Origin of the sequence: Bacillus sp. AFS077874 (assembly GCF_002566505.1) — a bacterium.
In the GTDB taxonomy this organism is placed as follows: Bacteria; Bacillota; Bacilli; order Bacillales; family Bacillaceae_G; genus Gottfriedia.
Window position 1 is genome coordinate 110,825 of record NZ_NUYF01000009.1, and the last position, 24,073, is coordinate 134,897.

Annotated in this window: 22 protein-coding genes; 15 read left to right on the plus strand and 7 right to left on the minus strand. The window is 33.5% G+C overall.

Going from position 1 to position 24,073, the window contains the following annotated elements; genetic code table 11:
• Positions 1 to 43 precede the first annotated feature (43 nt).
• A complete protein-coding gene (gene ald, locus COJ46_RS10920) occupies positions 44 to 1,177 on the plus strand; it encodes an alanine dehydrogenase (RefSeq protein ID WP_097979105.1) in 1,134 nt (377 codons plus the stop codon).
• Between the two features lie 131 nt (positions 1,178 to 1,308).
• Positions 1,309 to 1,593: a hypothetical protein gene (locus COJ46_RS10925; protein WP_098565916.1), complete on the plus strand. Its 285-nt coding sequence runs from the start codon at positions 1,309 to 1,311 to the stop codon at positions 1,591 to 1,593.
• 50 nt (positions 1,594 to 1,643) lie between these two features.
• On the opposite strand, the gene COJ46_RS10930 is transcribed toward COJ46_RS10925, so the two are convergent.
• The gene (locus tag COJ46_RS10930; protein ID WP_097979103.1) at positions 1,644 to 2,177 is read right to left on the minus strand and encodes a GNAT family N-acetyltransferase; all 534 of its coding nucleotides are present in this window, start codon (positions 2,175 to 2,177) and stop codon (positions 1,644 to 1,646) included.
• A gap of 1 nt (position 2,178) precedes the next feature.
• A complete protein-coding gene (locus COJ46_RS10935) occupies positions 2,179 to 3,273 on the minus strand; it encodes a M24 family metallopeptidase (RefSeq protein WP_097979102.1) in 1,095 nt (364 codons plus the stop codon).
• Positions 3,274 to 3,463: 190 nt separating this feature from the next.
• Here COJ46_RS10935 and COJ46_RS10940 point away from each other — a divergent pair, with 190 nt between their 5' ends.
• Together COJ46_RS10940 and COJ46_RS10945 are read left to right on the plus strand one after the other, a co-directional pair.
• On the plus strand, positions 3,464 to 4,150 hold the full coding sequence (locus COJ46_RS10940; protein ID WP_097979101.1) for a metal-dependent hydrolase: 687 nt from the start codon (positions 3,464 to 3,466) through the stop codon (positions 4,148 to 4,150).
• Between the two features lie 130 nt (positions 4,151 to 4,280).
• Positions 4,281 to 5,597 (plus strand): DRTGG domain-containing protein, encoded by a 1,317-nt coding sequence (locus COJ46_RS10945; RefSeq protein ID WP_097979100.1) that lies wholly within the window; start codon positions 4,281 to 4,283, stop codon positions 5,595 to 5,597.
• 163 nt (positions 5,598 to 5,760) lie between these two features.
• Here the strand turns inward: COJ46_RS10945 and COJ46_RS10950 are convergent, their stop codons facing one another.
• Positions 5,761 to 6,774 (minus strand): hypothetical protein, encoded by a 1,014-nt coding sequence (locus COJ46_RS10950; protein ID WP_097979099.1) that lies wholly within the window; start codon positions 6,772 to 6,774, stop codon positions 5,761 to 5,763.
• 33 nt (positions 6,775 to 6,807) lie between these two features.
• Complete coding sequence (locus COJ46_RS10955; protein WP_097979098.1) at positions 6,808 to 7,098, minus strand: YtpI family protein; 291 nt, start codon at positions 7,096 to 7,098, stop codon at positions 6,808 to 6,810.
• A 93-nt stretch (positions 7,099 to 7,191) separates the two neighbouring features.
• Between COJ46_RS10955 and COJ46_RS10960 the strand changes: the two genes are divergently transcribed.
• Positions 7,192 to 8,130, plus strand: coding sequence for a DHH family phosphoesterase (locus COJ46_RS10960; protein WP_097979233.1), 939 nt, complete (start codon positions 7,192 to 7,194; stop codon positions 8,128 to 8,130).
• 47 nt (positions 8,131 to 8,177) lie between these two features.
• Here COJ46_RS10960 and ytrI read toward each other — a convergent pair whose 3' ends face one another.
• Together ytrI and ytrH are read right to left on the minus strand one after the other, a co-directional pair.
• Positions 8,178 to 8,681, minus strand: a complete 504-nt coding sequence (gene ytrI / locus COJ46_RS10965; protein WP_097979097.1) for a sporulation membrane protein YtrI — start codon at positions 8,679 to 8,681, stop codon at positions 8,178 to 8,180.
• The gene (gene ytrH / locus COJ46_RS10970; protein ID WP_056472224.1) at positions 8,681 to 9,016 is read right to left on the minus strand and encodes a sporulation membrane protein YtrH; all 336 of its coding nucleotides are present in this window, start codon (positions 9,014 to 9,016) and stop codon (positions 8,681 to 8,683) included. The genes ytrI and ytrH overlap by 1 nt, the downstream gene beginning before the upstream one ends.
• 173 nt (positions 9,017 to 9,189) lie before the next feature.
• On the opposite strand from ytrH, the gene dnaE reads away from it, so the two are divergent.
• The 7 genes from dnaE to COJ46_RS11005 all read left to right on the plus strand — a co-directional run bounded on the left by dnaE (position 9,190) and on the right by COJ46_RS11005 (position 19,565).
• Positions 9,190 to 12,531 (plus strand): DNA polymerase III subunit alpha, encoded by a 3,342-nt coding sequence (gene dnaE, locus COJ46_RS10975; RefSeq protein WP_097979096.1) that lies wholly within the window; start codon positions 9,190 to 9,192, stop codon positions 12,529 to 12,531.
• A 168-nt stretch (positions 12,532 to 12,699) separates the two neighbouring features.
• Positions 12,700 to 13,902 carry an NADP-dependent malic enzyme gene (gene ystJ, locus COJ46_RS10980; protein ID WP_176522691.1) on the plus strand — a complete coding sequence of 401 codons (1,203 nt, stop codon included), beginning with the start codon at positions 12,700 to 12,702 and terminating at the stop codon, positions 13,900 to 13,902.
• Between the two features lie 370 nt (positions 13,903 to 14,272).
• On the plus strand, positions 14,273 to 15,073 hold the full coding sequence (gene accD / locus COJ46_RS10985) for an acetyl-CoA carboxylase, carboxyltransferase subunit beta (RefSeq protein ID WP_097979232.1): 801 nt from the start codon (positions 14,273 to 14,275) through the stop codon (positions 15,071 to 15,073).
• Complete coding sequence (gene accA, locus COJ46_RS10990; protein WP_387329139.1) at positions 15,073 to 16,035, plus strand: acetyl-CoA carboxylase carboxyl transferase subunit alpha; 963 nt, start codon at positions 15,073 to 15,075, stop codon at positions 16,033 to 16,035. The genes accD and accA overlap by 1 nt, the downstream gene beginning before the upstream one ends.
• Positions 16,036 to 16,274: 239 nt before the next feature.
• Positions 16,275 to 17,234, plus strand: coding sequence for a 6-phosphofructokinase (pfkA, locus tag COJ46_RS10995; RefSeq protein ID WP_097979093.1), 960 nt, complete (start codon positions 16,275 to 16,277; stop codon positions 17,232 to 17,234).
• A gap of 79 nt (positions 17,235 to 17,313) precedes the next feature.
• Positions 17,314 to 19,068 (plus strand): pyruvate kinase, encoded by a 1,755-nt coding sequence (gene pyk, locus COJ46_RS11000; RefSeq protein WP_097979092.1) that lies wholly within the window; start codon positions 17,314 to 17,316, stop codon positions 19,066 to 19,068.
• A 101-nt stretch (positions 19,069 to 19,169) separates the two neighbouring features.
• Complete coding sequence (locus tag COJ46_RS11005) at positions 19,170 to 19,565, plus strand: FxsA family protein (protein ID WP_097979091.1); 396 nt, start codon at positions 19,170 to 19,172, stop codon at positions 19,563 to 19,565.
• A 100-nt stretch (positions 19,566 to 19,665) separates the two neighbouring features.
• Here the strand turns inward: COJ46_RS11005 and ytvI are convergent, their stop codons facing one another.
• Positions 19,666 to 20,778, minus strand: coding sequence for a sporulation integral membrane protein YtvI (ytvI, locus tag COJ46_RS11010; protein WP_097979090.1), 1,113 nt, complete (start codon positions 20,776 to 20,778; stop codon positions 19,666 to 19,668).
• 123 nt (positions 20,779 to 20,901) lie between these two features.
• Between ytvI and COJ46_RS11015 the strand changes: the two genes are divergently transcribed.
• The 3 genes from COJ46_RS11015 to icd all read left to right on the plus strand — a co-directional run bounded on the left by COJ46_RS11015 (position 20,902) and on the right by icd (position 24,069).
• Complete coding sequence (locus COJ46_RS11015; RefSeq protein ID WP_069034597.1) at positions 20,902 to 21,360, plus strand: DUF441 domain-containing protein; 459 nt, start codon at positions 20,902 to 20,904, stop codon at positions 21,358 to 21,360.
• 175 nt (positions 21,361 to 21,535) lie between these two features.
• Positions 21,536 to 22,654, plus strand: a complete 1,119-nt coding sequence (gene citZ / locus COJ46_RS11020) for a citrate synthase (RefSeq protein ID WP_097979089.1) — start codon at positions 21,536 to 21,538, stop codon at positions 22,652 to 22,654.
• A 134-nt stretch (positions 22,655 to 22,788) separates the two neighbouring features.
• On the plus strand, positions 22,789 to 24,069 hold the full coding sequence (gene icd / locus COJ46_RS11025; RefSeq protein WP_097979088.1) for an NADP-dependent isocitrate dehydrogenase: 1,281 nt from the start codon (positions 22,789 to 22,791) through the stop codon (positions 24,067 to 24,069).
• The last annotated feature ends 4 nt before the right edge of the window (positions 24,070 to 24,073 follow it).

Genomic DNA, 24,073 nt, shown 5'->3' on the forward strand with positions numbered 1-24,073 from the left:
ATCCTAAGAGGGACGAATTAAATATATTTCAGGGGGAAATAACATGCGTATTGGGGTACCAAAAGAAATAAAAAACAACGAAAATCGTGTAGCAATGACACCAGCTGGAGTAATGAACTTAGTTGGACATGGTCATTCAGTTTACATTGAAACAAATGCTGGAATTGGTTCAGGATTTACTAATGAAGAATACGTAAATGCTGGCGCAACAATTGTTGAAACAGCTGAAGAGGCTTGGAATAATGATATGGTTATGAAAGTTAAAGAACCAATTCCAAGCGAATATGGATACTTCCGTGAAGGATTAATTTTATTCACATACTTACATTTAGCTCCAGAGCCTGAATTAACTAAGGCTTTAATTGATAATAAAGTAGTAGGAATTGCTTACGAAACTGTACAAGTTGGTAATACATTACCGTTATTAACTCCTATGAGTGAAGTAGCAGGACGTATGTCAGCTCAAATCGGTGCTCAATTCCTTGAGAAAAATAAAGGCGGAAAAGGTATTTTATTAGGTGGAGTACCAGGAGTACGTCGTGGAAATGTTACAATCATAGGTGGAGGTGTAGCAGGAACAAATGCTGCTAAAGTAGCTGTTGGTCTTGGTGCTCATGTAACGATGATTGACTTAAATCCAGATCGTTTACGTCAATTAGATGATATTTTTGGTCATCAAATTACGACTTTAATGTCAAACCCTTACAATATTGCAGAAGCGGTTAAAGAATCTGATCTTGTAATCGGTGCAGTATTAATTCCAGGTGCAAAAGCGCCAAAACTTGTAACAAAAGAAATGATCGAATCAATGGAACCAGGTTCAGTTGTAGTTGATATTGCAATTGACCAAGGTGGTATTTTCGAAACAACAGATCGTATTACAACTCATGATTTCCCAACATATGAGAAGCATGGAGTAGTACACTACGCTGTAGCAAACATGCCTGGTGCAGTACCTCGTACTTCTACAATGGCATTAACAAATGTTACAGTACCTTATGCAGTTCAAATTGCTAACAAAGGTTATCAAAAAGCTTGCTTAGATAACTCTGCATTATTCAAAGGTATTAATACACTTGATGGATATGTAACTTACGAAGCAGTAGCGGAAGCTCACGGCTTAGAATACAAAGAAGCAACTACTTTATTACAAGGTACATCTGTTTCTACAAACTAATAAAAAGTAAAATCCCTTTATCGAAATCGGTAAAGGGATTTTATTTTATACTCAATTCTAATAACATTCACTTTATTTTTATAGTAAAATTATATTATAATTTCCATTTTATGTAAAAAGGAGTGAGAGTATTGGAATTTATTTTAATCCTTATTTTTCTGAATGTAGGTATTTTCGGGTTTAACTGGCTAATGGGTTATTGTAATCAAAATATTACATTAGATTTAGATGAGCGTTATTTAAATCTAAATGATTATGCGAAGGCTGTGAAGGCTGAATTAGAAAGCCAAGGTAAAACAGTTGATTACAGAGGAAATAGACTTTTTATTATAAAGGGTAAACAATATCATCTAATTGAGCGAAATGTATCAATGGGTGGTGTTCCATTACAACATACGATCCTTCAAAAGATATAAATAAAAACCCCCTTCTCCATCTTACGGAGAAAGGGGTCTTTATTTGGTATTTAAACCTTACTCGAATTAAATTCTTCTTTCAACATGCTATATTGATACATATCACGATGAGCGCCTTTGAAAAACTCATGCTTGCGCAGTATACCATCTAAATGAAAGCCTAATTTTGTAAGGAATTTTTGTGAAGCGATATTATATTCGTATACTTCACCATATATTTTTATAAGTTTTAATTCATTAAAAGCATAATTTAGTAGATAGTTTAATGCAAATGAACCAATTCCTTTATTTTGCATTGATTGATCTCCAATTACGATTCCAAAAGCGGCATGATTATTCTCTTGATCAAGATTTCCTAATTCAATTCTTCCTACACAAATACCATTGTATTCGATTGTGAACAAGTGGAGATTAGGTTTAAGTCCGTCAAAATATTTTTCATAGCCTTGTACCATTTCATCTAAAGAACGTGGTTTTTCTATTCCTACAAGTTTACCAATCTCATCATCACATTCCCATTTATGCATAATAGGGATGTCTGAGGGAAGTACTTGTCGAATATTTATTAATCCGTCTTGATTCATATTATAGGATGATTAATTCTTTAGGGAACTTCGTTAATGTCATTGCACCTGTTTCTGTAATAACGATATCATCTTCAATACGAACTCCACCAACATTTGGTACATAGATTCCTGGTTCAATTGTATATGACATACCAGTTTTAATAATATCAGTATTTGAATCATTTACTGATGGGTAATCGTGGATACCAATACCTAAACCGTGACCAATACGGTGAACGAAGAATTCGCCATATCCAGCATCTGTGATGATTTGACGTGCAGCGCGGTCAACATTTCCTAATACCTCGCCTGGTTTACTTACTTCGATTGCAGCAAGTTGACCTTTTAAAACGGTTTCATAAATTTCTCGTTGTTGCTCATTTGGTTGACCAAACATTACTGTACGAGTAATATCTGAGCAATATCCATCAACGATAAAACCTAAGTCCATAAGTACGAAATCACCTTTTTTAATTGGGTTTGTACCTGGATTTCCATGTGGTAATGCTGAGTTTGCACCAGTTAAAATTAAAGTGCTAAATGAAGTTTTAGAAATACCTTTTTTCTTCATTTCGTATTCCATTTCAGCAATTAAATCCATTTCTGTTTTGCCTTCAGCAATACGATCAACAATAATTTGGCAAGCCATATCAGCAGCTTCAGCAGCAACCTGCATACGACGAATTTCTTCGCTATCTTTAATTAAACGTAAGTCATGTAATTTTTCCTCAGCTGCAAGGAATTGTACGCCAGGGAAAAGTTGTACTAATCTTTCATAGCGGCCAACAAGAAGATGTTCTTTTTCGATCGCCATACGATTTACTGTAATATTACGTTTTGCTAATGATTCTTGTATCATTGCCCAAGGATCTTGACTATCATTAAAGCCAATTACGTCATATTTCCAGCCTGCGTTTTGTACATGTCCAACTTCCATTTGTGGACATACAAGAATTGGCTCATCATTTGGAAATACAAGACAAGCTAAAAGACGTTCATGTGGATTACAATGGAAATTAGTTAAGTAAAATACGTTCTCAGTAGATGTAATAAATCCTAGTTGAATATCTTGCTCTTTTAACCAAGTTGATAGATTTTGTATACGGTGTTCCATTTGTAACATCCTTTCTTAAAAAACAAATTACTGCAATAAACAAAAAAAGTCTTTACAGTTTACAACACTCTTATTTTATCATTTTTTATCGAATTACGTAAAATAGTTAACTTATTTCTTATTTTTGTAATAGAAAATAATCTGTTAAAATGTGGTAGAGACTAATTTTATAACAAAGGAGCGACTTCAATTGAAAATTACATATTTTGGGCACAGTGTTATTTTAGTAGAACAAGGTCAAGATTCAATTATTATTGACCCGTTTATTAACGGTAATCCACATACTAATGTGAAGGTAGAAAATATTAAAGTGAATTATATTTATGTAACACATGGGCATGGCGATCATTTAGGTGACACGATAGAACTAGCAAAACGAAATGATGCAACTGTTATTGCTCCTGTGGAATTAGCAACGTGGATCTCGTGGCAAGGTGTCAAAGTAGTCCCTATGCATATCGGGGGAGAAAAAGAGTTTTCATTTGGTAAATTAAAATTAGTAGAAGCAATCCATGGTTCAAGTATTGTTGATGAAGAAAATAAACAAATAATTAATGTAGGACCACCGTCAGGCGTTTTATTAAAAATAGCTGGGAAAACAATTTATCATGCTGGTGATACTGCATTATACAGAGGTATGAAAACATTAGGTGAGTATGAAAATATCGATCTAGCATATTTACCAATTGGTAATCATTTTACAATGGGAATCGACGATGCAGTAATTGCTTCTGAATGGATTAACGCACAGCAAGTAATTCCGATGCATTATAATACATTTCCACCAATCCAAGTAGACCCAAATGAGTTCCTTTCAAAATTACCTAAGAATAATGGTTTCATTCATGAGCCAAATACAACAATTTCACTATTGTAGTATAGGCCATCGAAGAAAATATTAGTACAGTAGTAGAAGCACGTTGAAACGTGCTTTTTTTCATGGTATGAATTGTTATATAATAGTTAATAAAAATATTAATACAACCATTGAAAGCTTGGTGAGGTAATTGACTACAAAGCACGATCAAATACTAGAACATATTGAACAACTACCGGTCGGTCATAAAATATCAGTAAGACAAATTGCAAAAGATTTAAGTGTAAGTGAAGGTACTGCATATAGAGCAATTAAAGATGCGGAAAACAAAGGATTTGTTAGTACCATTGAACGTGTAGGTACGATTCGTATTGAAACGAAAAGAAAAGAAAATATTGAAAAATTAACTTTTGCCGAAGTTGTTAATATTGTTGATGGACAAGTTTTAGGTGGTAAAGAAGGATTACATAAAACACTTAATAAGTTTGTTATCGGTGCAATGCAGCTTGATGCGATGATGAGATATATTAGTGCAAATAATTTATTAATCGTCGGAAACCGAGTGAAAGCACATGAATTAGCATTAAAAGAAGGTTCAGCGGTTTTAGTAACAGGTGGATTTGATACAGATGAAAGTGTAAAACGTCTTGCGGATGAAATGAAAATGCCGATTATTTCTTCTAGTTATGATACGTTTACTGTCGCGACGTTAATTAATAGAGCAATTTATGATCAGTTAATTAAGAAAGATATAGTACTAGTTGAGGATATACTCATTCCAACTGAAAAAACAGCTAGACTATCTCCATTTGATGAAGTAGAAAAGTGGTATGAACATAACAGAGATACAGGTCATGGAAGATATCCTGTAATTGATGATCGAGGTAAGCTAATAGGAATTGTAACTTCAAAGGATATTATACATGAACAACGTACTCAAAGAATTGATAAAGTCATGACTAGACAACCAATAAGTGTAAATGAAAAGATGTCGGTTGCAGCAGCTGCTAGAATGATGGTTTGGGAAGGCATAGAGTTGCTACCAGTTGTAAATACATCGAATAATTTAATCGGTATTATAAGTCGTCAAGATGTACTTGAAGCATTACAACAATTGCAACGCCAACCTCAAGTGGGAGAAACAATTGATGATATAGTTACTAGTCAATTTCATAATAATAAAGATCAAAAAAATGATGACTTCACGATTAGATGTAATGTAACTCCTCAAATGACGAATGTAATTGGTACTCTTTCACATGGCGTATTTACGACGATTGTAACCGAGGCAGGTAAACGAGCAGTTCGTGACATGAAAAAAGGGGACTTAATCGTAGAAAATATTACAATTTACTTCGTACAGCCAGTTCAAATTGATGATGTAATAGAAATTAAGCCAAAAGTTTTAGAATTAGGTCGTAAATTTGGAAAAGTTGATGTTGAAGTATTTCAGCAAGGAATATTAGTAGGTAAAGCATTGATGATGATGCAGTTATTAGATCGATGACCTCAGACTGTTGACAAGCGCTTGCAATCAGTCTGAGAATGTATTTTTTAGTTCTACAAATAATGGAAGCTCTATTAGGGCTTCCATTATTTTTTAATTACGTAAAAAAAAAGCAGGAAACGATTCCCGCCTTTGAAGTTTATGAAAAAATCATCCCATATTTTTAATTCGAAAGTAGTTTATTAACTCGATTAACAAATTCATTATTTTCGTTTCTAGTATCAAAATCTTTTGCTAGGTCAAATACAATTTTCTCTAATTTCTTTAAGTCATAAATAAATTCATCTTCATTTATTTTTAATTTTTTCGCCATAAATAATGCTGCTAGCCAAAACTCGAATTTATATGATAGATTCGAAAGATTATCACATAAATCAACATGTTTATAGAACAATTCAATTGCCCTGTCAGGATCACAAAAAGTTAAAAAAATCATTTGTTCACTTAGTTCAGGAATGTATTTTGTGCGATTGTATGTTACAAAATAAGCTTTTTGTTGAATAATTAATGCTTCATCTATTTTGCCTTCTTCTAATAAAGGAAGCAGTAATTTTGAATAGGATTTGTGTATAGCTTCGTCACAATCTACTGAGCTATTCATTATTTTATTTTGTAGATTTAACGCTTCTTGAAGATGATCAGTTTTTAGTAAATAAATCATTTCACCATACATTTCACATTTTTCACAATTACTTAAATGATCCCTTGGAGATTTTTTATATAGTTGATAGTTTTGTTTTGCGTAATCAATTTGATTTAAATACAAGTTCATTATAAATAGAGCTTGAAAATAAGGTCTTAAAGAATAGTTAGCAATCACTAAACGATTCTTAAAATCCTCGAAATAATGATGAATTTCTTCTAACGAGAATCTGAGGGACTGAGGTATTATTTCTAACAACCACTTGTACAGCCATAGGATCTGCTCTTGCTCGATACGTTCTTCGTTTTGATCATATAAATCTACACACCACAAAAAGGTATCAATAAATAAGTCTATTTCACCAATAGAAAAAGCAGTTTCTGCTAATTCCATATTAACGTAATATAGATATCCCCATTCCTCTTGATTCTCTAATTCTTCTGCAAAAGTAAGTAGTTTTTGAAGTTTATTACTAGAATGTGATAATTCTACTAGTTCATCAAATTTTGATGAAAATAGTTCTTCAGTCATCATGTAAGTTTTCTCACTTTCTAGATTACTATAAGATTAAACAGTTTGTTTATTTTCAATTGCTTTATAATGCTTATTCTGTAAGTATCCACGATATAGATTTGCCGCGCCAAATAGAATGAACACAATACCGACACAAATTGTTATTAATTCAAGCTTTGCTACAATTTGGTTTATACCGTAAAGCAATAAGAATAATCCAAAAGTTAATCTTGCACGTGATCCTGCAATTTTTTTTGTTAACAGTTCGCTTGTAAAGAAAAATTTGGTAACGTAAAATAAGAAGAATAGAAAAGATATAATTACAATTGTTGCAATGCTATTCACTTAGCTTCCACCTTTCAATGACTAATACATAATTCTATTTTACAGTCATAGAAACTATATTTCAAAAGTTTTCATATAAAGGAGAGTTTAATGTTGAAGGAACAAATTTTAAAAGATATACATTCGTTTGATACGATTATAATTCATCGTCATGTTCGCCCAGATCCAGATGCAATCGGTTCACAGTGCGGTTTAGCAGAGATGATTAAAGCAAGCTATCCTGCAAAAAAAGTATATGTAGTAGGACATTTGCCACAATCTCTAGAGTATTTATATAAAATGGATGAAATTTCAGATGAAGTCTATAAGGATGCACTTGTTATTGTTTGTGACACTGCAAATACTGAACGTGTAGATGATGCTAGATATTCAACTGGAAAGAAACTGATTAAAATTGACCATCATCCGAATGTAGATCCATACGGTGACATTATGCATGTAGATACTACTGCAAGTTCAACAAGTGAGTTAATTTTTGAACTGGCAGAGAGTAGTAATGAACAATTAGTCGTAACTGACAAAGCTGCGAGACTAATTTATGCGGGGATTATTGGAGATACAGGAAGATTCTTATTTCCAAGTACAACAGAAAGAACTTTTCATGCAGCTAGTAATTTGATAAAAAAGGATTTTTCTATTAATGAAATATATGACAATATGTACGAAACATCAATTGAGATGGCTCATTTAAATGGATATGTTCTTCAAAATTTTAAACTAACAGAAGAGGGAGTCGGTCATATAAACATGACAAAGGCTCTAATGGATGAATACAATGTAAACTCGGAACAAGCTTCATTGGCTGTAAGTTCACTTGGACATATAAAAGGGGTAAAAGCTTGGGTTATCTTTTTAGAAGAAGAGGATTTAATTCGAGTACGTCTACGTTCAAAAGGACCAGTTATAAATGGAGTAGCTGCTATGTTTAACGGGGGTGGACATCCGCTTGCATCTGGAGCGAAAGTCTTCTCATGGGAAGAAGCAGAAAAAGTAGTGGAAGAATTAAAAAAGGTTTGTAGGGAAGAAAAATAAAGTTTTAAAAATATATATGAGAGGCTAATCGAATACTAGCCTCTCATTTATTTTGTGCTTTTTATTTTTAATGTGATTTCTAATACGGTATCAAAGTAGATTGTATCTATTTCAAGTTTAAATCGTCGATCATCTTTAATATAAACTTTGTTTTCGATCGCACGTCTTAATAATTCCCGATTTTGGGAAACGCTTTTTATATCTTGAGTCAGTAAATTACTTAGGTCATCCTTTACATCAGTAATTAGTTGATTATTAGTAAAGGCATTTAAATTGTATTGTTTGTAATTTAAAATTGTCACTTTGATATCTTGCACTGTTAAATTTCGTTTCTTTTCCTTGTTCATACGCTCCATATTTTCAATAAATATATTTTTATCTCTTAAATATTGTTTATTGAGCATTTTCAATTCAGATATTTGTTTTACTTGTTCTTCTTCTGTCACACCATAAAAATAAATAAAGACAAGCCAACTAATGATAAACCCGAAAAAAATGCCTACAAAAAATTTAGCCCAAGCGTGGGAGAGTTGTTCTGGAGGAGCTTTCATTAAACATGTTCTCCTGTAAACCATTGGATAATGATTGTACCTGTATGAGTTCCTCCCATGGCGGCTATAATCATGAAAATTTGCTTAATGAATTCGATTGTTTCTCCTTCAAACAATCCTTTTTCAAAACTATAGAATGTATCAAATGTTCCGCCAATCGCCCCAACAATTGCCCAAATTCGTAACTTCATTGATAAATCATACATGCTGCTAAGTGGTGGCTGTCCAATGACGTAGTAACCGATTGAGCCAATGATCGATCCACCTATTATGATTCCTAGTGAAATAAAATACATTGAAATTAATGCTGGTATAAATGGCAACTTAAGCTCCAATTGTCCTCACTCCCTCAATTCATATATATGGACAAAGTGTTATGTGTATGATGAGTATTAAAGTAAGTTTAAAATAAAAGATTTGTTTTGATTTTCACGAACAAAAATAGAATGTAAGTTCGTGTTTTGTGATAGAATAGATTATATTGAAATGATGGTAAGGAGGAATGTAGATGAGTTTTGTTCATTTGCAAGTTCAAAGTTCTTATAGTTTATTGCAAAGCGCATGTAAAATAGATGAATTAATTAATGCTGCTGTTAGAGAAGGACATCCTGCGCTTGCTATTGCAGATGAAAATGTCATGTACGGGGTAATTCCTTTTTATCATGCGTGTAAAAAAGCAGGGATTAAGCCAATTATTGGGCTGAAAATCTCAATTTTAATGGATGAACATCAGTCTTATCCGATGATATTACTAGCGAAAGATTTGATTGGTTATCAAAACCTTTTAAAACTTACAAGTATAATAGGGACAAAATCACCAGAAGGAATTCCTAAAAAGTGGTTATCGGCATATAGTAACGGCGTGATTGCTATTACACCAGGAATCGAGGGGGAAATTGAAAACTTACTATTGAATGGAGAAATCGAAAGAGCTATTGTTCATGTAAAAGAGTATCAATCAATTTTCGATCACTTTTTTGTCAGTATTCAAGATCACGGTTTACCTGAAAATCGTTCGCTATATCCATTAATTAAACAAGTACAAAAAGAAACAAACATCAGTTTAGTTGTTACAAATGATGTTCGATATATTGAAAAAGAGGATGCACTTATTCAAGATGCATTATTTTCAGTTAAAAATGGTACTAAGTTATCGGACGAATCAAGACCAAGATTACATTCGAACGAATATTATTATAAATCAAAAGCCGAATTATTGAAGTTGTTTTCTGATGAAGAAGAAGCATTTCAAAACACTATACATATTTCAAATCTATGTAATGTAACGATTCCTTTTCATCAGCCATTATTGCCTAAGTATCCAGTACCTGATGAATATTCAACAGTGGATTACTTAAAAATGGTTTGTGAAAATGGCATGATTGAGCGGTACGGGGAAATAAATGATGAACTTAAACAAAGATTAGAATTTGAGTTAAATACAATCAATAAGATGGGATTTAATGATTACTTCCTCATTGTTTGGGACTTTATTAAATATGCACTTGAACAAGGGATATTTGTTGGACCAGGACGTGGTTCCGCCGCGGGGTCTTTAGTGGCTTATGTATTAAAAATTACGAATGTAGACCCAATACATTATAATTTACTATTTGAACGATTTTTAAATGAAGAAAGAATTACAATGCCAGATATTGATATTGACTTTCCAGATCATCGACGAGATGAAATGATTGATTATGTCGCTGCAAAATATGGTGATGTGCATGTTGCACAAATTATTACATTTGGAACATTAGGAGCAAAAGCGGCCATTCGAGATATTGCCAGGGTAATGGGGCTTACGCCAACTGAAATAGATCGGTATTCGAAGTTAATACCATCATCATCACTAGGATTAAAAGATGTCTATGAGCAATCAAAAGCATTTAAAAGTCATGTTGAACATTCTGGTATTCATAAAAGGATATTTGAGGTAGCTTGCCAAGTTGAAGGATTACCTCGTCATACAAGCATCCATGCAGCAGGTGTTATTATTTCTGAACTTCCGTTAACAAATGTTGTCCCATTACAAGAGGGGAATCATGGAGTGTTTTTAACACAATATCCTGCTGAAATCCTTGAAGAGCTTGGATTAGTAAAGATGGACTTTCTTGGACTACGTAACTTAAGTTTATTGGAAGAGGTCTGTCGATTAATTTATGAAGCAAAAGGTGAAGTAATTAATTTGGAAGAAATTCCGTTACAAGATCTAAAAACATTTGAAATTCTTAGTAAAGGAGATACCTCAGGCGTATTTCAGCTAGAATCATCAGGGATGAGAAGAGTACTACAGCAATTACAGCCTAATCAGTTTGAAGATATAGTGGCTGTAAACGCGTTATATCGTCCGGGTCCAATGGAGCAAATCCCTAGATTTATTCAATATAAACATGGATTAGAGAAGGTTACGTATCCACATCCGGTTTTAGAAAAAATATTAAAACCAACATATGGCGTAATCATCTATCAAGAGCAAATCATGCAAATTGCTTCAACTCTTTCAGGATTTACGTTAAGTGAAGCTGATTTACTTCGAAGAGCTGTAAGTAAAAAGAAGAAGGAAGTTTTAGACAAAGAAAGAATTCATTTTGTAGAAGGTGCAATAGCTAAAGGTTATGATGAACAAGTTGCAAATGAAGTATACGATTTAATTGTCCAATTTGCTAACTATGGATTTAATAGAAGTCATGCTGTTGCGTATAGTATGATTGCGTATCAACTAGCCTATTTAAAGGCGAATTTTCCTCTAGAATTTTATGCAGCACTTTTATCGAGTTTTATAGGAAGTGAAGAGAAAGTATCGAATTATATTGGTGAAGCGAAATTGAAAGGAATCCCAATCTACCCACCTTCAATCAATAAAAGTCAATATGCATTTGTAGTTGAAGGAAATGGTATTCGATATAGTTTATTAGCTATTAAAAATATAGGAATGGCAACTGTAAGAGAAATTCTACAAAAGCGACCATATAAAGATTTTTTTGAAGTGTGCATTAAAATTTCACCAAAAGCATTAAACCGAAAAAGTATAGAAAATTTAATTTTTTCGGGATGCTTTGATGAGTTTGAGCTCGACCGTGCAACACTTTTAGCAAATATTGATATGATTTTTGATTACGTGGATATAGTAAGACCTGAAAATGAAGATCAATTTGATTTATTTCTTGATGAAGATTTTGTGCCTAAACCAGAAATAATTAAAGTAGAGCCAATGAAAATTTCAATTAAGCTTGAACTTGAAAAACAGGCTTTAGGTACTTATTTATCAGGACATCCGATTAGTCAATACGAGAAGTTGCTTAATGAAAGTGATGCCGGGACTATTTCATCAATTATGATGAAGAAAGATACTGAGCATCTACTGTTTGTCTATATTAAGGATTTAAGGATTACAAAAACAAAAAAACAACAGCATATGGCTTTTATTCACGTTGAAGATTTAAGTACATCAATTGATGGTGTTGTATTTCCAACTACATTTGAAAAATACCGTCATAAGTTAAAAGAAAAAGAAGTAGTTGTAGTTAAAGCAAAAGTTGATGAACGGGATGAAAGAAAACAATTAATAATAAATGAAGTCCTTACAATCGAAGAAATGGAAGAAATAAACGACCAAAAGAAGTATACTTTATTTATTAAAATAACGGGACATACTAATAAAAATATTTCCTACACAATACAGCAAACAATTTCTAAGTTTAAAGGGCATGCGAAAGTTGTGCTTTACTATGAAGAAAATAAAAAAGCTGTTCAATTATCTGAACAATATTATGTGAATCCTTCTGTGAATTGTCTTTCGATGTTAAGAAATATTGTCGGGGATGCAAATGTTGTATTAAAGAAATAGACATTCTTCTCTAAACTATTTATTATGTAATATACATGTGATATCATACAAAAAGAAAATTTTACCTTTTAAAGAGAAAATCACTAAGAAATATACAGTTGAAAAGTCAACTCGTCAACATTAGGGAGAGTGAATAGTTTGTCATTATTAAGTGAAGAAGCATTACATATGCATAGAGTACATCAAGGTAAATTAGAAACAGTTTCTAAGGTGCCGGTTACAAATGCTAAAGAACTAAGTTTAGCGTACTCACCAGGTGTTGCCGAGCCGTGTAAAGAAATTTACGAAGAAAAAAGCAGAGTATATGAATACACAATGAAAGGTAATATGGTTGGTGTAGTTTCGGATGGATCTGCCGTACTTGGACTAGGTAATATTGGACCAGAAGCTGCATTACCTGTAATGGAAGGTAAAGCTGCGTTATTTAAAAGCTTTGCTGGTGTTGATGCATTTCCAATCTGCTTAAATACACAAGATGTAGAGCAAATCATTCAAACAGTAAAATTGTTAGAACCTACATTTGGTGGAATTAATTTAGAAGATATTGCAGCTCCAAACTGCTTTATAATAGAAGAGCGCTTAAAGCGTGAAACAAATATTCCAATATTCCATGATGATCAACATGGAACGGCTATCGTTACACTTGCAGGTTTAGTTAATGCTTTAAAAATAGTGAATAAAAATATGGCTGATATTAAAGTGGTCCTAAATGGTGCAGGAGCTGCAGGTATTGCTATTTTAAAATTATTATATCGTTTTGGTGTTCGCCAAATTATTATGTGTGATACAAAAGGCGCGATTTACGAAGGGCGTCCAAATGGTATGAATACCGTTAAAAATGAAGTAGCAAAATACACTAATAAAGATAAAATTCAAGGTAGCCTTAAAGAAGTACTTGAAGGGGCAGACGTATTTATTGGGGTTTCTGTAAAAGGAGCAGTAACTCAAGAAATGGTTCGTTCAATGAATGAAAATCCTATTATTTTTGCAATGGCTAATCCTGATCCAGAAATTATGCCTGAAGATGCAAAAGAAGCAGGGGCTTTAGTAATTGGTACTGGTCGAAGTGATTATCCTAACCAAGTAAATAACGTTCTTGCATTCCCAGGAATTTTCCGTGGAGCATTAGATGTTCGTGCTACACATATTAATGAAGAGATGAAAATTGCTGCAGTAAATGCGATTGCAAGTTTAGTAAGTGAAGCTGATCTATCTCCAGATTTTATTATTCCAGCACCATTTGATCCTCGAGTGGCTCCAAAAGTAGCTGCTAGTGTGGCAAAAGCTGCAATGGAAACAGGGGTTGCGAGACTGAATGTTGATCCGAAAGAAATCGAAGAAAAAACAAAAAAACTAGCTTTAATTAAATAGTTTTATTACCAGATATCAATATTAATGGGGATAGTATTACAATACTAAAATTAAGTAATGTAGTACTATCCTTTTTTATCTGATATAATACTTAGATGTGGTAAAAAAGCGCAGGGATTGTTGGAAATTAAAGGAATTTCATGAAAAATGTATAAATTAGTTTTTTAAGATTTTCTACAAATTTCAAGTTGGTTAAATAGTTGAAATGACGAAATTTAGCTGAATTTTATCGACAAATGTTAACAAAAAGTGTATAACATTTATAGTATCCTATTAGTATTTAGTACTAAAAAAGTTAGGAGGAATTAGGTTGCAAATCAAAGACTTATTTTCCAAAAAGAAAAAATATGCATCTATACCTTCAGAAGTAATGAGACAAGATTTACCTGACGGTGTTATGACAAAATGTCCTAAATGTAAAAAAATTAGTATTACAAAAGAATTAATAAAAAACCTAAAAGTTTGTAATAGTTGTGGATATCACCATCAAATGACAGCATTCGAAAGAATCGAAAGCTTAATTGATGAAGATACTTTTGAAGAGTTTGATCAAAATATGGTTTCTGCAAATCCTTTACACTTCCCTGATTACATAGAGAAGCTTGAAGGGGACCGTAAAAAAACAGAGCTTAACGAGGCGATTGTTACAGGAAAAGGAAAAATCGACGGAATTCCTGTTGTAATTGCAGTTATGGATGCAAGATTCCGAATGGGAAGCATGGGATCTGTTGTCGGAGAGAAAATAACTCGTGCAGTTGAGCGAGCTTCATCTGACGGTTCACCATTTATTATTTTTACTGCATCTGGCGGAGCTCGTATGCAGGAAGGTATTTTAAGTTTAATGCAAATGGCAAAAACTAGTGCTGCGCTTAAAAAGCATAGCGAGCTAGGTTATTTAGCTATTTCTATTATGACAAATCCAACTACAGGTGGAGTATCTGCTAGTTTTGCTTCTTTAGGCGATTTTAACTTTGCTGAGCCTGGTGCATTAATTGGTTTTGCTGGTAGACGTATTATTGAGCAAACGATCCGTGAAGAACTACCTGAAGACTTCCAAACTGCTGAATTCCTAATGAATCATGGTCAGCTTGATGCAGTCATTTCACGATTAGAATTACGTTCAAAACTATTTACAATCCTTAACTTACATCAAGGGGGTGTCTTGCAATAGTGGTTATGTTAGAATTCGAAAAACCGATTCATGAACTAAAGACGAAAATAGACGAACTTAAGGTTTATACAAGTCAACATGATGTTGATTTTTCTGAAGAAATCAGACGTTTAGAAGAACGTTTAAAAACCTTAGAAAATGAAATATACGGTAACATGGGAGTTTGGGATCGTGTACAAGTTGCTAGACATCCAGAACGACCAACTACTTTAGATTATGTTAATAGATTATTTACAGATTTCTTTGAGTGTCATGGTGATCGATTATTTGGAGACGATGCTGCAATCGTTTCAGGTATCGCATCTTACCGTGGATTACCTGTTACTGTCGTTGGACATCAACGTGGTAAAGATACAAAAGAAAATATTAGACGTAATTTTGGTATGCCACATCCAGAAGGGTACCGAAAAGCACTTCGTTTAATGAAGCAAGCAGAGAAATTTAACAGACCAATTATCGCGTTTATCGATACAAAAGGTGCATATCCTGGTAAGGCAGCTGAAGAGCGTGGACAAAGTGAAGCAATTGCTCGAAATATTTTTGAAATGGCAGGCTTAAAAGTACCTACTATTTGTATCGTAATTGGCGAAGGTGGTAGTGGTGGAGCGTTAGCATTAGGAATTGGTAATAAGTTACTGATGTTAGAAAACTCAACTTACTCTGTTATTTCACCAGAAGGTGCAGCAGCATTATTATGGAAAGATTCTTCACAAGCACGTAGAGCAGCTGAAACAATGAAAATTACAGCTCCAGACTTATTAGAATTAGGTGTAGTTGACCAAATTATTCCTGAAGTAAAAGGTGGAGCACAAAATGATGTTGAACAACAGGCTAAATATATCGATAAGTACTTATACGAAACATTAAAGTCACTGTTAACTATGGATAAAGAAGAGCTAGTTCAACAACGATATGAAAAACACGCAAAATTAGGAAAAATTTCTTTTACCAATAATATTTAGTTTAACTTCTAGAGTGTGTGAAACAATATGTTAGCATGCTCTTTTTTGTATTTTTTTTAGAAATTAGTAAAAAATAACATTATGCGTAAAGACTATCGTCATAATTTTTACAAGTATTTCATTCATTAAAAAAAGTTTATGAAAAAGTTCACATTATTTCTATTGTTTAAAAATGTATTACATGGTACTTTATTTAAATGAATAAATGCATAAGGTAAAATCGATGAGGTGACTACATAATGAAAAAAATTGGCGTATTAACTAGTGGTGGAGACTCTCCAGGAATGAACGCTGCTGTACGTGCAGTTGTAAGGAAAGCGATTTTCCACGGTCTAGAAGTTTATGGTGTATACCAAGGTTATTCTGGCCTTATTAATGGAAATATTGAGAAGCTAGAGTTAGGTTCTGTTGGTGATATTATTCATCGTGGTGGGACAAAACTACTTAGTGCACGTTGTCCAGAATTTAAAACATTAGAAGGACAAATGAAAGGGATCGAACAGCTTAAAAAGTTTGGAATTGAAGGATTAGTTGTTATTGGTGGAGATGGATCATATCAAGGTGCAAAGAAGCTGACTGAACATGGTTATCCTTGCGTTGGTGTTCCAGGTACAATTGATAATGATATTCCGGGTACAGATTTTACAATTGGATTCGATACAGCATTAAATACTGTTATTGATGCGATTGATAAAATTCGTGATACAGCGACATCACATGAGCGTACATATGTAATTGAAGTTATGGGTCGTAATGCAGGTGACATTGCATTATGGGCAGGATTAGCTGATGGAGCAGAAACGATATTAATACCTGAATGTGATTATGATATGGATGATATCATTAGTAAATTAAACCGCGGTAGTGAGCGTGGTAAAAAACATAGTATCATTGTAGTTGCAGAAGGCGTCGGAAGTGCAATTGAGATTGGTAAAGTAATACAAGAACGAACTCACTTTGACACGCGTGTAACAGTTTTAGGACATGTTCAACGTGGTGGTTCACCAAGTGCGGCTGATCGAGTTTTAGCAAGTCGTCTAGGAGCGAGAGCGGTTGAACTACTTATGGAGGGCAAAGGTGGACGTTGTGTTGGAATCCAAAATAATAAGTTAGTTGACCATGACATTATCGAAGCACTATCTAAAAAGCATGAACTTGATCAAGATATGTATCAATTATCTCAAGAACTTTCAATTTAATTAGATAGATTTAATTGAGCAATCGATTTCATAAATTTCGTAATAGAATAGAGTTTTATATAAATTTGGAGGGTAAAAAATGCGTAAAACAAAAATAGTTTGTACGATCGGTCCTGCTAGTGAATCGATAGAAAAATTAGTAGAGTTAATTAATGCAGGAATGAACGTAGCACGTTTAAACTTCTCGCATGGTTCTCATGAAGAGCATGCTGCAAGAATTACAAGTATCCGCGAGGCTTCAAAAAAAACTGGTAGAACTGTAGCGATTCTTTTAGATACAAAAGGTCCAGAAATTCGTACTTTAGATTTTGAAGGTGGTCAAGCAGAATTAAAAACTGGAAATGAAGTTATTATTACTACGGAACCAGTAGTAGGTACAGCAGAAAAATTTGCAGTTTCTTATGAAGGGCTAATTGACGACGTACATGTTGGTTCTAAAATTCTTATCGACGATGGTTTAATAGGATTAGAAGTAATCGGTATTGAAGGAAATGATATTCGTACTAAAGTGTTAAACAGCGGTTTAGTTAAAAATAAAAAAGGTGTAAACGTACCAAATGTACGCGTAAATCTACCTGGTATTACAGAAAAAGATATAAGCGATATCGAATTTGGTATTGAACAAAATGTTGATTTTATTGCTGCATCTTTCGTTCGTAAAGCTTCTGATGTATTAGAAATTCGTGAGCTTTTAGGTGAACATGGCGCTGAGTATATTCAAATTATACCGAAAATAGAAAACCAAGAAGGAATCGATAATATCGATGAAATTCTTGAGGTTTCAGATGGTTTAATGGTTGCACGTGGTGATATGGGTGTAGAAATTCCACCAGAAGAGGTACCAATCGTTCAAAAACTATTAATTAAAAAATGTAATAACTTAGGTAAGCCAGTCATTACTGCTACTCAAATGTTAGATTCTATGCAACGTAATCCTCGACCTACACGAGCAGAGGCAAGTGACGTTGCAAATGCGATTCTTGATGGAACGGATGCAATTATGTTATCAGGAGAAACTGCTGCAGGTTCATATCCAATCGAATCTGTTTCAATGATGAACTCAATTGCGCTACGAATTGAAAAAAGCTTACAATACGAAGAATTATTTAAAAAGCGTCAAAGAGAAAATAAAGGTACAATTACAGATGCAATTGGTCAATCGGTTGCAGCAACGGCTTTAAACTTAAAAGTAGCAGCAATTATTGCTCCTACTGAGAGTGGACATACTGCGAAAATGATTTCAAAATATCGTCCAAAAGCTCCTATTTTAGCTATTACATCTGATATTCGTATTTGTCGCCGCCTAACTTTAGTTTGGGGAGTTCAAACTGAGTATAGAGAAAGAGCAAACTCAACTGATGAAATGTTACAACATGCTATGGAAGCGGCTCAAGACGCTAAATTTGTTTCAAATGGTGATACTGTCATCATTACTGCTGGATTACCAATTGGTGAAACAGGTATGACAAATATGATGAAAATCCATGTAGTTGGTGACGTGATCGCTCAAGGTCAAGGTATTGGTCGCAAAACTGCTGCAGGAAAAGTTGTCATCGCAAAAACTGGTGAAGAAGCTGTTTCGAAAGTTACACCAGGAAGTATTCTTGTAACAAATAGCACAGATAGAGACATGATGCCAGCGATTGAAAGAGCAGCAGCTATTATTACTGAAGAAGGTGGATTAACTAGCCATGCTGCAGTAGTAGGTGTTAGCTTAGGAATTCCAGTAATTGTTGGAGTTGAAAATGCAACAAACATCTTAGTAAACGGTCAAGCTGTTACAGTAGATGCTTCTAGAGGAATAGTTAGTACAGGACATAAAAGCATATTTTAAGATATAATAAAGAGAAGGACAAAGTTTCCTTCTCTTTATTTATTGACATGAATAAGATTATTAAGAGATACATTTAATTCTAAGCAAGAGGTGAAACTATCATGAAAAAACTTGTTGGTTGGCTATTGTTAATCCCATTAATTGATTTAATCTGTTTAACATTACTTGGTAGAGTAATTGGTTCCTTATCAGTATTCCTTTGGCTAATCGGTACGCTTTTGATCGGTATATATATCATGAGAACCGTTTGGGTTACAGTTAAACAACAAGCCGGAGAACAGATGCGGGCAGGCAAAATGCCAGATTTAATCATGATAGAGGGATTATCATTTTTCCTAATTGGCCTCCTGTTTTTTATTCCAGGACCAATTACCGACTTACTGGCAATCGTGTTGCTAATTAAACCAATTAGAATCAAATTTGTTCAACAACTTATTTATTTTGTTATGAAAAGACTAAAAGGTAATGTTGTTTGGACTGGATTTATAAAGAAATAAACATTAAAAATGCACAAGATTTTTTATAAGAGACAAAAAACGAGAAAGCAGTTAGCTTTCTCGTTTTATTTTGCAAAGAAATAAAAATTTGATTTTGAGTTTAATTCGAACCTCTAATATAATACCAAAGTTCATGGAAGACTCTTGCTCGGTATAAGGTTGATAAAATTACTAAAGTTACTGGACCGGCAATTAATCCTAGTAAACCAAAAAATTTAAAACCAACAAATAACGAGATTAAAGTAGGAAGTGGTTGTAATCCAATATTTGAAGATAGAACTTTTGGCTCTGCAAGTTGACGTTGGACAATTACAACACCATATAAAATTGCGAGACCAATCGTTAATTTATAATCGTTAGACAAAAACGTATATAAGATCCATGGTACGAAAATTAAGCCAGTTCCTAAGTAAGGAAGTAAGTCGATGAAACCGATTAGAATAGCTATAGTGATAGCAAAAGGAATTCTTAATATTAATAATCCGATTAAGACTAGCACTGTCGTCATAGAAATAAGAGTGATATGTGCTTTAATAAAACCAAATAAAGCTTTTCGTAAATCAATAAAAATTGTTTTGCTGTAATGTTGAATTCGATCTGGAGTATATTTTGCGAATAAATTTTTTATTTTGTACCAATCTTTACTAATAAAGAATGTTGCTAATAAGGAAACGAATATTAAGGTAGCAGTATTTGGTAATAAAGCGATTACTAATTTAATTCCTACAATAATTCCGTTTAATGCTTCTTTTCCTAGATTAATTGCAGAATCGCCAATCGATTGTATATTTGTGCGAATCGTTTGTTGTTGACCAGCACCGAGTTGACTATACTTACTCATAATTAAGTCGTATACAGGAATCACCTTATCAGTAACAATATTTTCAACGAAATAAATTAATCGTTCAAAGCTTTCTGGAACTACCTGAATTAAATAGGTTGAACCTGAAATGATTTCCGTAATTAGTAATGTAAATAATCCTGCTAGAACAGCTAAAAGTAAAATAATAGATAAAAAAGCTGCTATTCCTCTTGGTATTCTGGCTTTTTCGTTTAATAAATTTACTAGTGGATTTAAAAGGTATGCGATGATTAAAGCAATGATGAAAGGGTATGTAAGTTTTGAGATGAATAGTGCCACGTAAAGACCTAAAATAGTACATGCGATTACAAATAAAAACCGAGTGATCTGAAAAACTAATGTTCTATTCAAACTTTTACCTCCTTCCAAAGTGAAATGAGTCCTCTTGTCTTATTTTATCAAGAATTATTTTTTTATAATAGTAAAGTTTGATAGTATTTATTAATAAATTATACATTAAGGAGATACTAACAAATGAGTGAATCGACAATTTTTCTTTTAGTTTTATTATTAATTGGTGCAATTGCTAAAAATAACTCTTTAATTATTTCAATTATAGTATTGTTAGTACTAAAATATACTCCCCTAGGAGTTCGAGTATTTCCTTATATGCAATCAAAAGGTATTAATTTAGGCGTAACGATCATTACGATTGCTGTATTAGTACCAATCGCGACCGGTGAAATCGGTTTTAAAAATTTGATTGATGCGTTAAAAACCCCTGTTGCCTGGATCGCACTACTCTCTGGTATCGCCGTGGCTCTTTTGGCAAAAGGTGGAGTACAATTATTAGCTACTAGTCCACAAATAACAGCAGCATTAGTACTAGGTACTGTACTGTCTGTCGCGGTATTTAAAGGGGTTGCAGTAGGGCCTTTAATTGGAGCTGGAATCGCATATCTATTCATTTGGATTGTAGAATTAATTAAGTAATTGCATAATAATTATATTTTAGTAAATTGTTTTCATTCACAAAAGTCAGATTATTGTTTATAATAAATGATAGTAGGGTTCCTTTCTATGTATACTCGGTAATTTATAAGAGTTATACCAGTATATGTATGTATTAAATACTAGGGAAATTTTTGCGTAAAGGAGAGAGGGGAATATGACAGTTAAAAGTGGTTTAGAGGGTGTTGTAGCAGCTACGACTTCTATAAGTTCTATTATTGATGATACATTAACGTATGTAGGTATCGGTATTGATGAATTAGCAGAATATGCAAGTTTTGAAGAAGTAGTATATTTATTATGGCATCGCAAATTACCAAATAAGGATCAACTTAAAGAACTTGCTTCCCAATTAGCAGATAATGCTGAACTACCAGAAGAAGTTATTACTTACTTAAAATCAACTAATTTAAAAAATGTACATCCTATGACTGTACTACGTACAGTTATTTCAATGCTTGCATTGTATGATAAAAATGCTGAAGCAATGGACTCAGATTCAAATTATCTTAAAGCAATCCAACTTCAAGCTAAAATTTCAACATTTGTGGCAGCGTTTTCTCGAATTCGTCAGGGGCTTGAACCAATCGCTCCTAATAAAGATTTATCATTTTCGGCTAATTTCTTATACATGCTAACTGGTGATAAACCTAATGCAATTGCTGAAGAAGCAATTAATAAGGCTTTAGTACTACATGCTGACCATGAATTAAATGCTTCGACATTTACTGCACGCGTTTGCGTAGCTACATTATCTGATATTTATTCAGGAATTACAGCTGCGATTGGAGCTTTAAAAGGTCCATTACACGGCGGCGCAAATGAAAGCGTTATGAAAATGTTAGCTGAAATCGGTGAGATTGAAAATGTTGAGTCTTACATTCAAGAGAAAATGGATGCTAAAGCTAAAATTATGGGATTCGGACATCGCGTATACCGTGGTGGGGACCCACGTGCGAAACATTTAAAAGAAATGTCTCGTCAATTAGGTGCAATTACTGGAGAGTTAAAATGGTACACAATGTCTGAAAAAATTGAAGAACTTGTTACAACTCAAAAGAATATTCCACCAAATGTTGATTTCTACTCTGCATCTGTTTATCACAGCTTAGGAATCGAACATGATTTATTCACTCCAATCTTTGCTATTAGCCGTATGTCTGGCTGGACTGCACACATTTTAGAACAATATGAAAATAATCGTATTATTCGTCCGCGTGCAGATTATACAGGACCAGAGAAAAACTCTTACATTCCAATTGAAGAGCGTGCATAAAGAAGTAATTGAATACTTAAAATAGTATTTAATATTCGAATAATAGTGGTATAGTAAAGAGAGGAAGAGGAATCTTCCTCTCAAAAGCATGTATTTTAATGAATTTAATTTATTTATACAAGGGGGAGCATGTAATGCAAGCTGAAAAAATTACATTAGTAGACGGCCAATTAAACGTGCCAAATAATCCAATTATTCCTTTTATTGAAGGCGACGGTACAGGCCCAGACATTTGGGCAGCATCTTCACGTGTTTTAGATGCAGCTGTTGAAAAAGCATATAATGGCAATCGTAAAATTGAATGGAAAGAAGTTCTTGCTGGTGAAAAAGCATTTAATGTAACTGGTGAATGGTTACCTCAAGAAACTTTAAATTTAATTGAAGAATACATGATCGCAATTAAAGGACCTTTAACAACTCCAGTTGGTGGTGGTATTCGTTCTTTAAACGTTGCTCTACGTCAAGAATTAGATTTATTTGTGTGCTTACGTCCTGTACGTTACTTTGAAGGTGTACCTTCACCAGTTAAACGTCCAGAAGATACAGATATGGTAATCTTCCGTGAAAACACTGAAGATATCTATGCTGGTATCGAATATGAAAAAGGTTCTGAAGCAGTTCAAAAAGTTATTGAATTCTTACAAAAAGAGATGGGTGTTAATAAAATCCGTTTCCCAGAAACATCTGGTATTGGTATTAAACCAATTTCTGAAGAAGGTACAAAACGTCTTGTACGCGCAGCAATTAATTATGCAATTCAAGAAAACCGTAAATCTTTAACTTTAGTTCATAAAGGTAATATCATGAAATTTACTGAAGGTGCATTTAAGAACTGGGGTTATGAAGTTGCTGAGCAAGAATTCGGCGATAAAGTATTTACATGGGCAGAATACGATCGCATTGTAGAAACAAGCGGTAAAGATGCTGCTAACAAAGCAATGGATGAAGCTGAAAAAGCTGGTAAAATCCTAGTAAAAGACAGCATTGCTGATATCTTCTTACAACAAATTTTAACAAGACCACGTGAGTTCGATGTAGTAGCTACAATGAACTTAAATGGTGACTATATTTCTGATGCACTTGCTGCTCAAGTTGGTGGAATTGGTATCGCTCCTGGAGCAAATATCAACTACGAAACTGGACATGCTATTTTTGAAGCTACTCATGGTACAGCACCTAAATACGCTGGACTAGATAAAGTAAACCCATCTTCTGTTATTCTTTCTGGAGTATTAATGCTTGAGCATATGGGTTGGAATGAAGCAGCTTCTATGATTCTTAAGTCAATGGAAAAAACAATCGCTTCAAAAGTTGTTACTTATGACTTTGCTCGTCTAATGGATGGAGCTACTGAAGTGAAATGTTCTGAATTTGCAAACGAATTAATTTCAAATATGGAATCAGTTCTTGTATAATTAA

What these genes read in the sequence shown, in the direction of transcription:
- ytrI (WP_097979097.1), bottom strand. Translation starts at nt 8,681, where the DNA reads ATGAAAGCTCCTCCAGAACAACTCTCCCACGCTTGGGCTAAATTTTTT.
- COJ46_RS10930 (WP_097979103.1), bottom strand. Translation starts at nt 2,177, where the DNA reads ATGAATCAAGACGGATTAATAAATATTCGACAAGTACTTCCCTCAGAC.
- pyk (WP_097979092.1), top strand. Translation starts at nt 17,314, where the DNA reads ATGCGTAAAACAAAAATAGTTTGTACGATCGGTCCTGCTAGTGAATCG.
- COJ46_RS10950 (WP_097979099.1), bottom strand. Translation starts at nt 6,774, where the DNA reads ATGATGACTGAAGAACTATTTTCATCAAAATTTGATGAACTAGTAGAA.
- icd (WP_097979088.1), top strand. Translation starts at nt 22,789, where the DNA reads ATGCAAGCTGAAAAAATTACATTAGTAGACGGCCAATTAAACGTGCCA.
- accD (WP_097979232.1), top strand. Translation starts at nt 14,273, where the DNA reads ATGAGACAAGATTTACCTGACGGTGTTATGACAAAATGTCCTAAATGT.
- COJ46_RS11005 (WP_097979091.1), top strand. Translation starts at nt 19,170, where the DNA reads ATGAAAAAACTTGTTGGTTGGCTATTGTTAATCCCATTAATTGATTTA.
- ystJ (WP_176522691.1), top strand. Translation starts at nt 12,700, where the DNA reads ATGCATAGAGTACATCAAGGTAAATTAGAAACAGTTTCTAAGGTGCCG.
- ald (WP_097979105.1), top strand. Translation starts at nt 44, where the DNA reads ATGCGTATTGGGGTACCAAAAGAAATAAAAAACAACGAAAATCGTGTA.
- pfkA (WP_097979093.1), top strand. Translation starts at nt 16,275, where the DNA reads ATGAAAAAAATTGGCGTATTAACTAGTGGTGGAGACTCTCCAGGAATG.
- COJ46_RS10935 (WP_097979102.1), bottom strand. Translation starts at nt 3,273, where the DNA reads ATGGAACACCGTATACAAAATCTATCAACTTGGTTAAAAGAGCAAGAT.
- citZ (WP_097979089.1), top strand. Translation starts at nt 21,536, where the DNA reads ATGACAGTTAAAAGTGGTTTAGAGGGTGTTGTAGCAGCTACGACTTCT.
- COJ46_RS11015 (WP_069034597.1), top strand. Translation starts at nt 20,902, where the DNA reads ATGAGTGAATCGACAATTTTTCTTTTAGTTTTATTATTAATTGGTGCA.
- dnaE (WP_097979096.1), top strand. Translation starts at nt 9,190, where the DNA reads ATGAGTTTTGTTCATTTGCAAGTTCAAAGTTCTTATAGTTTATTGCAA.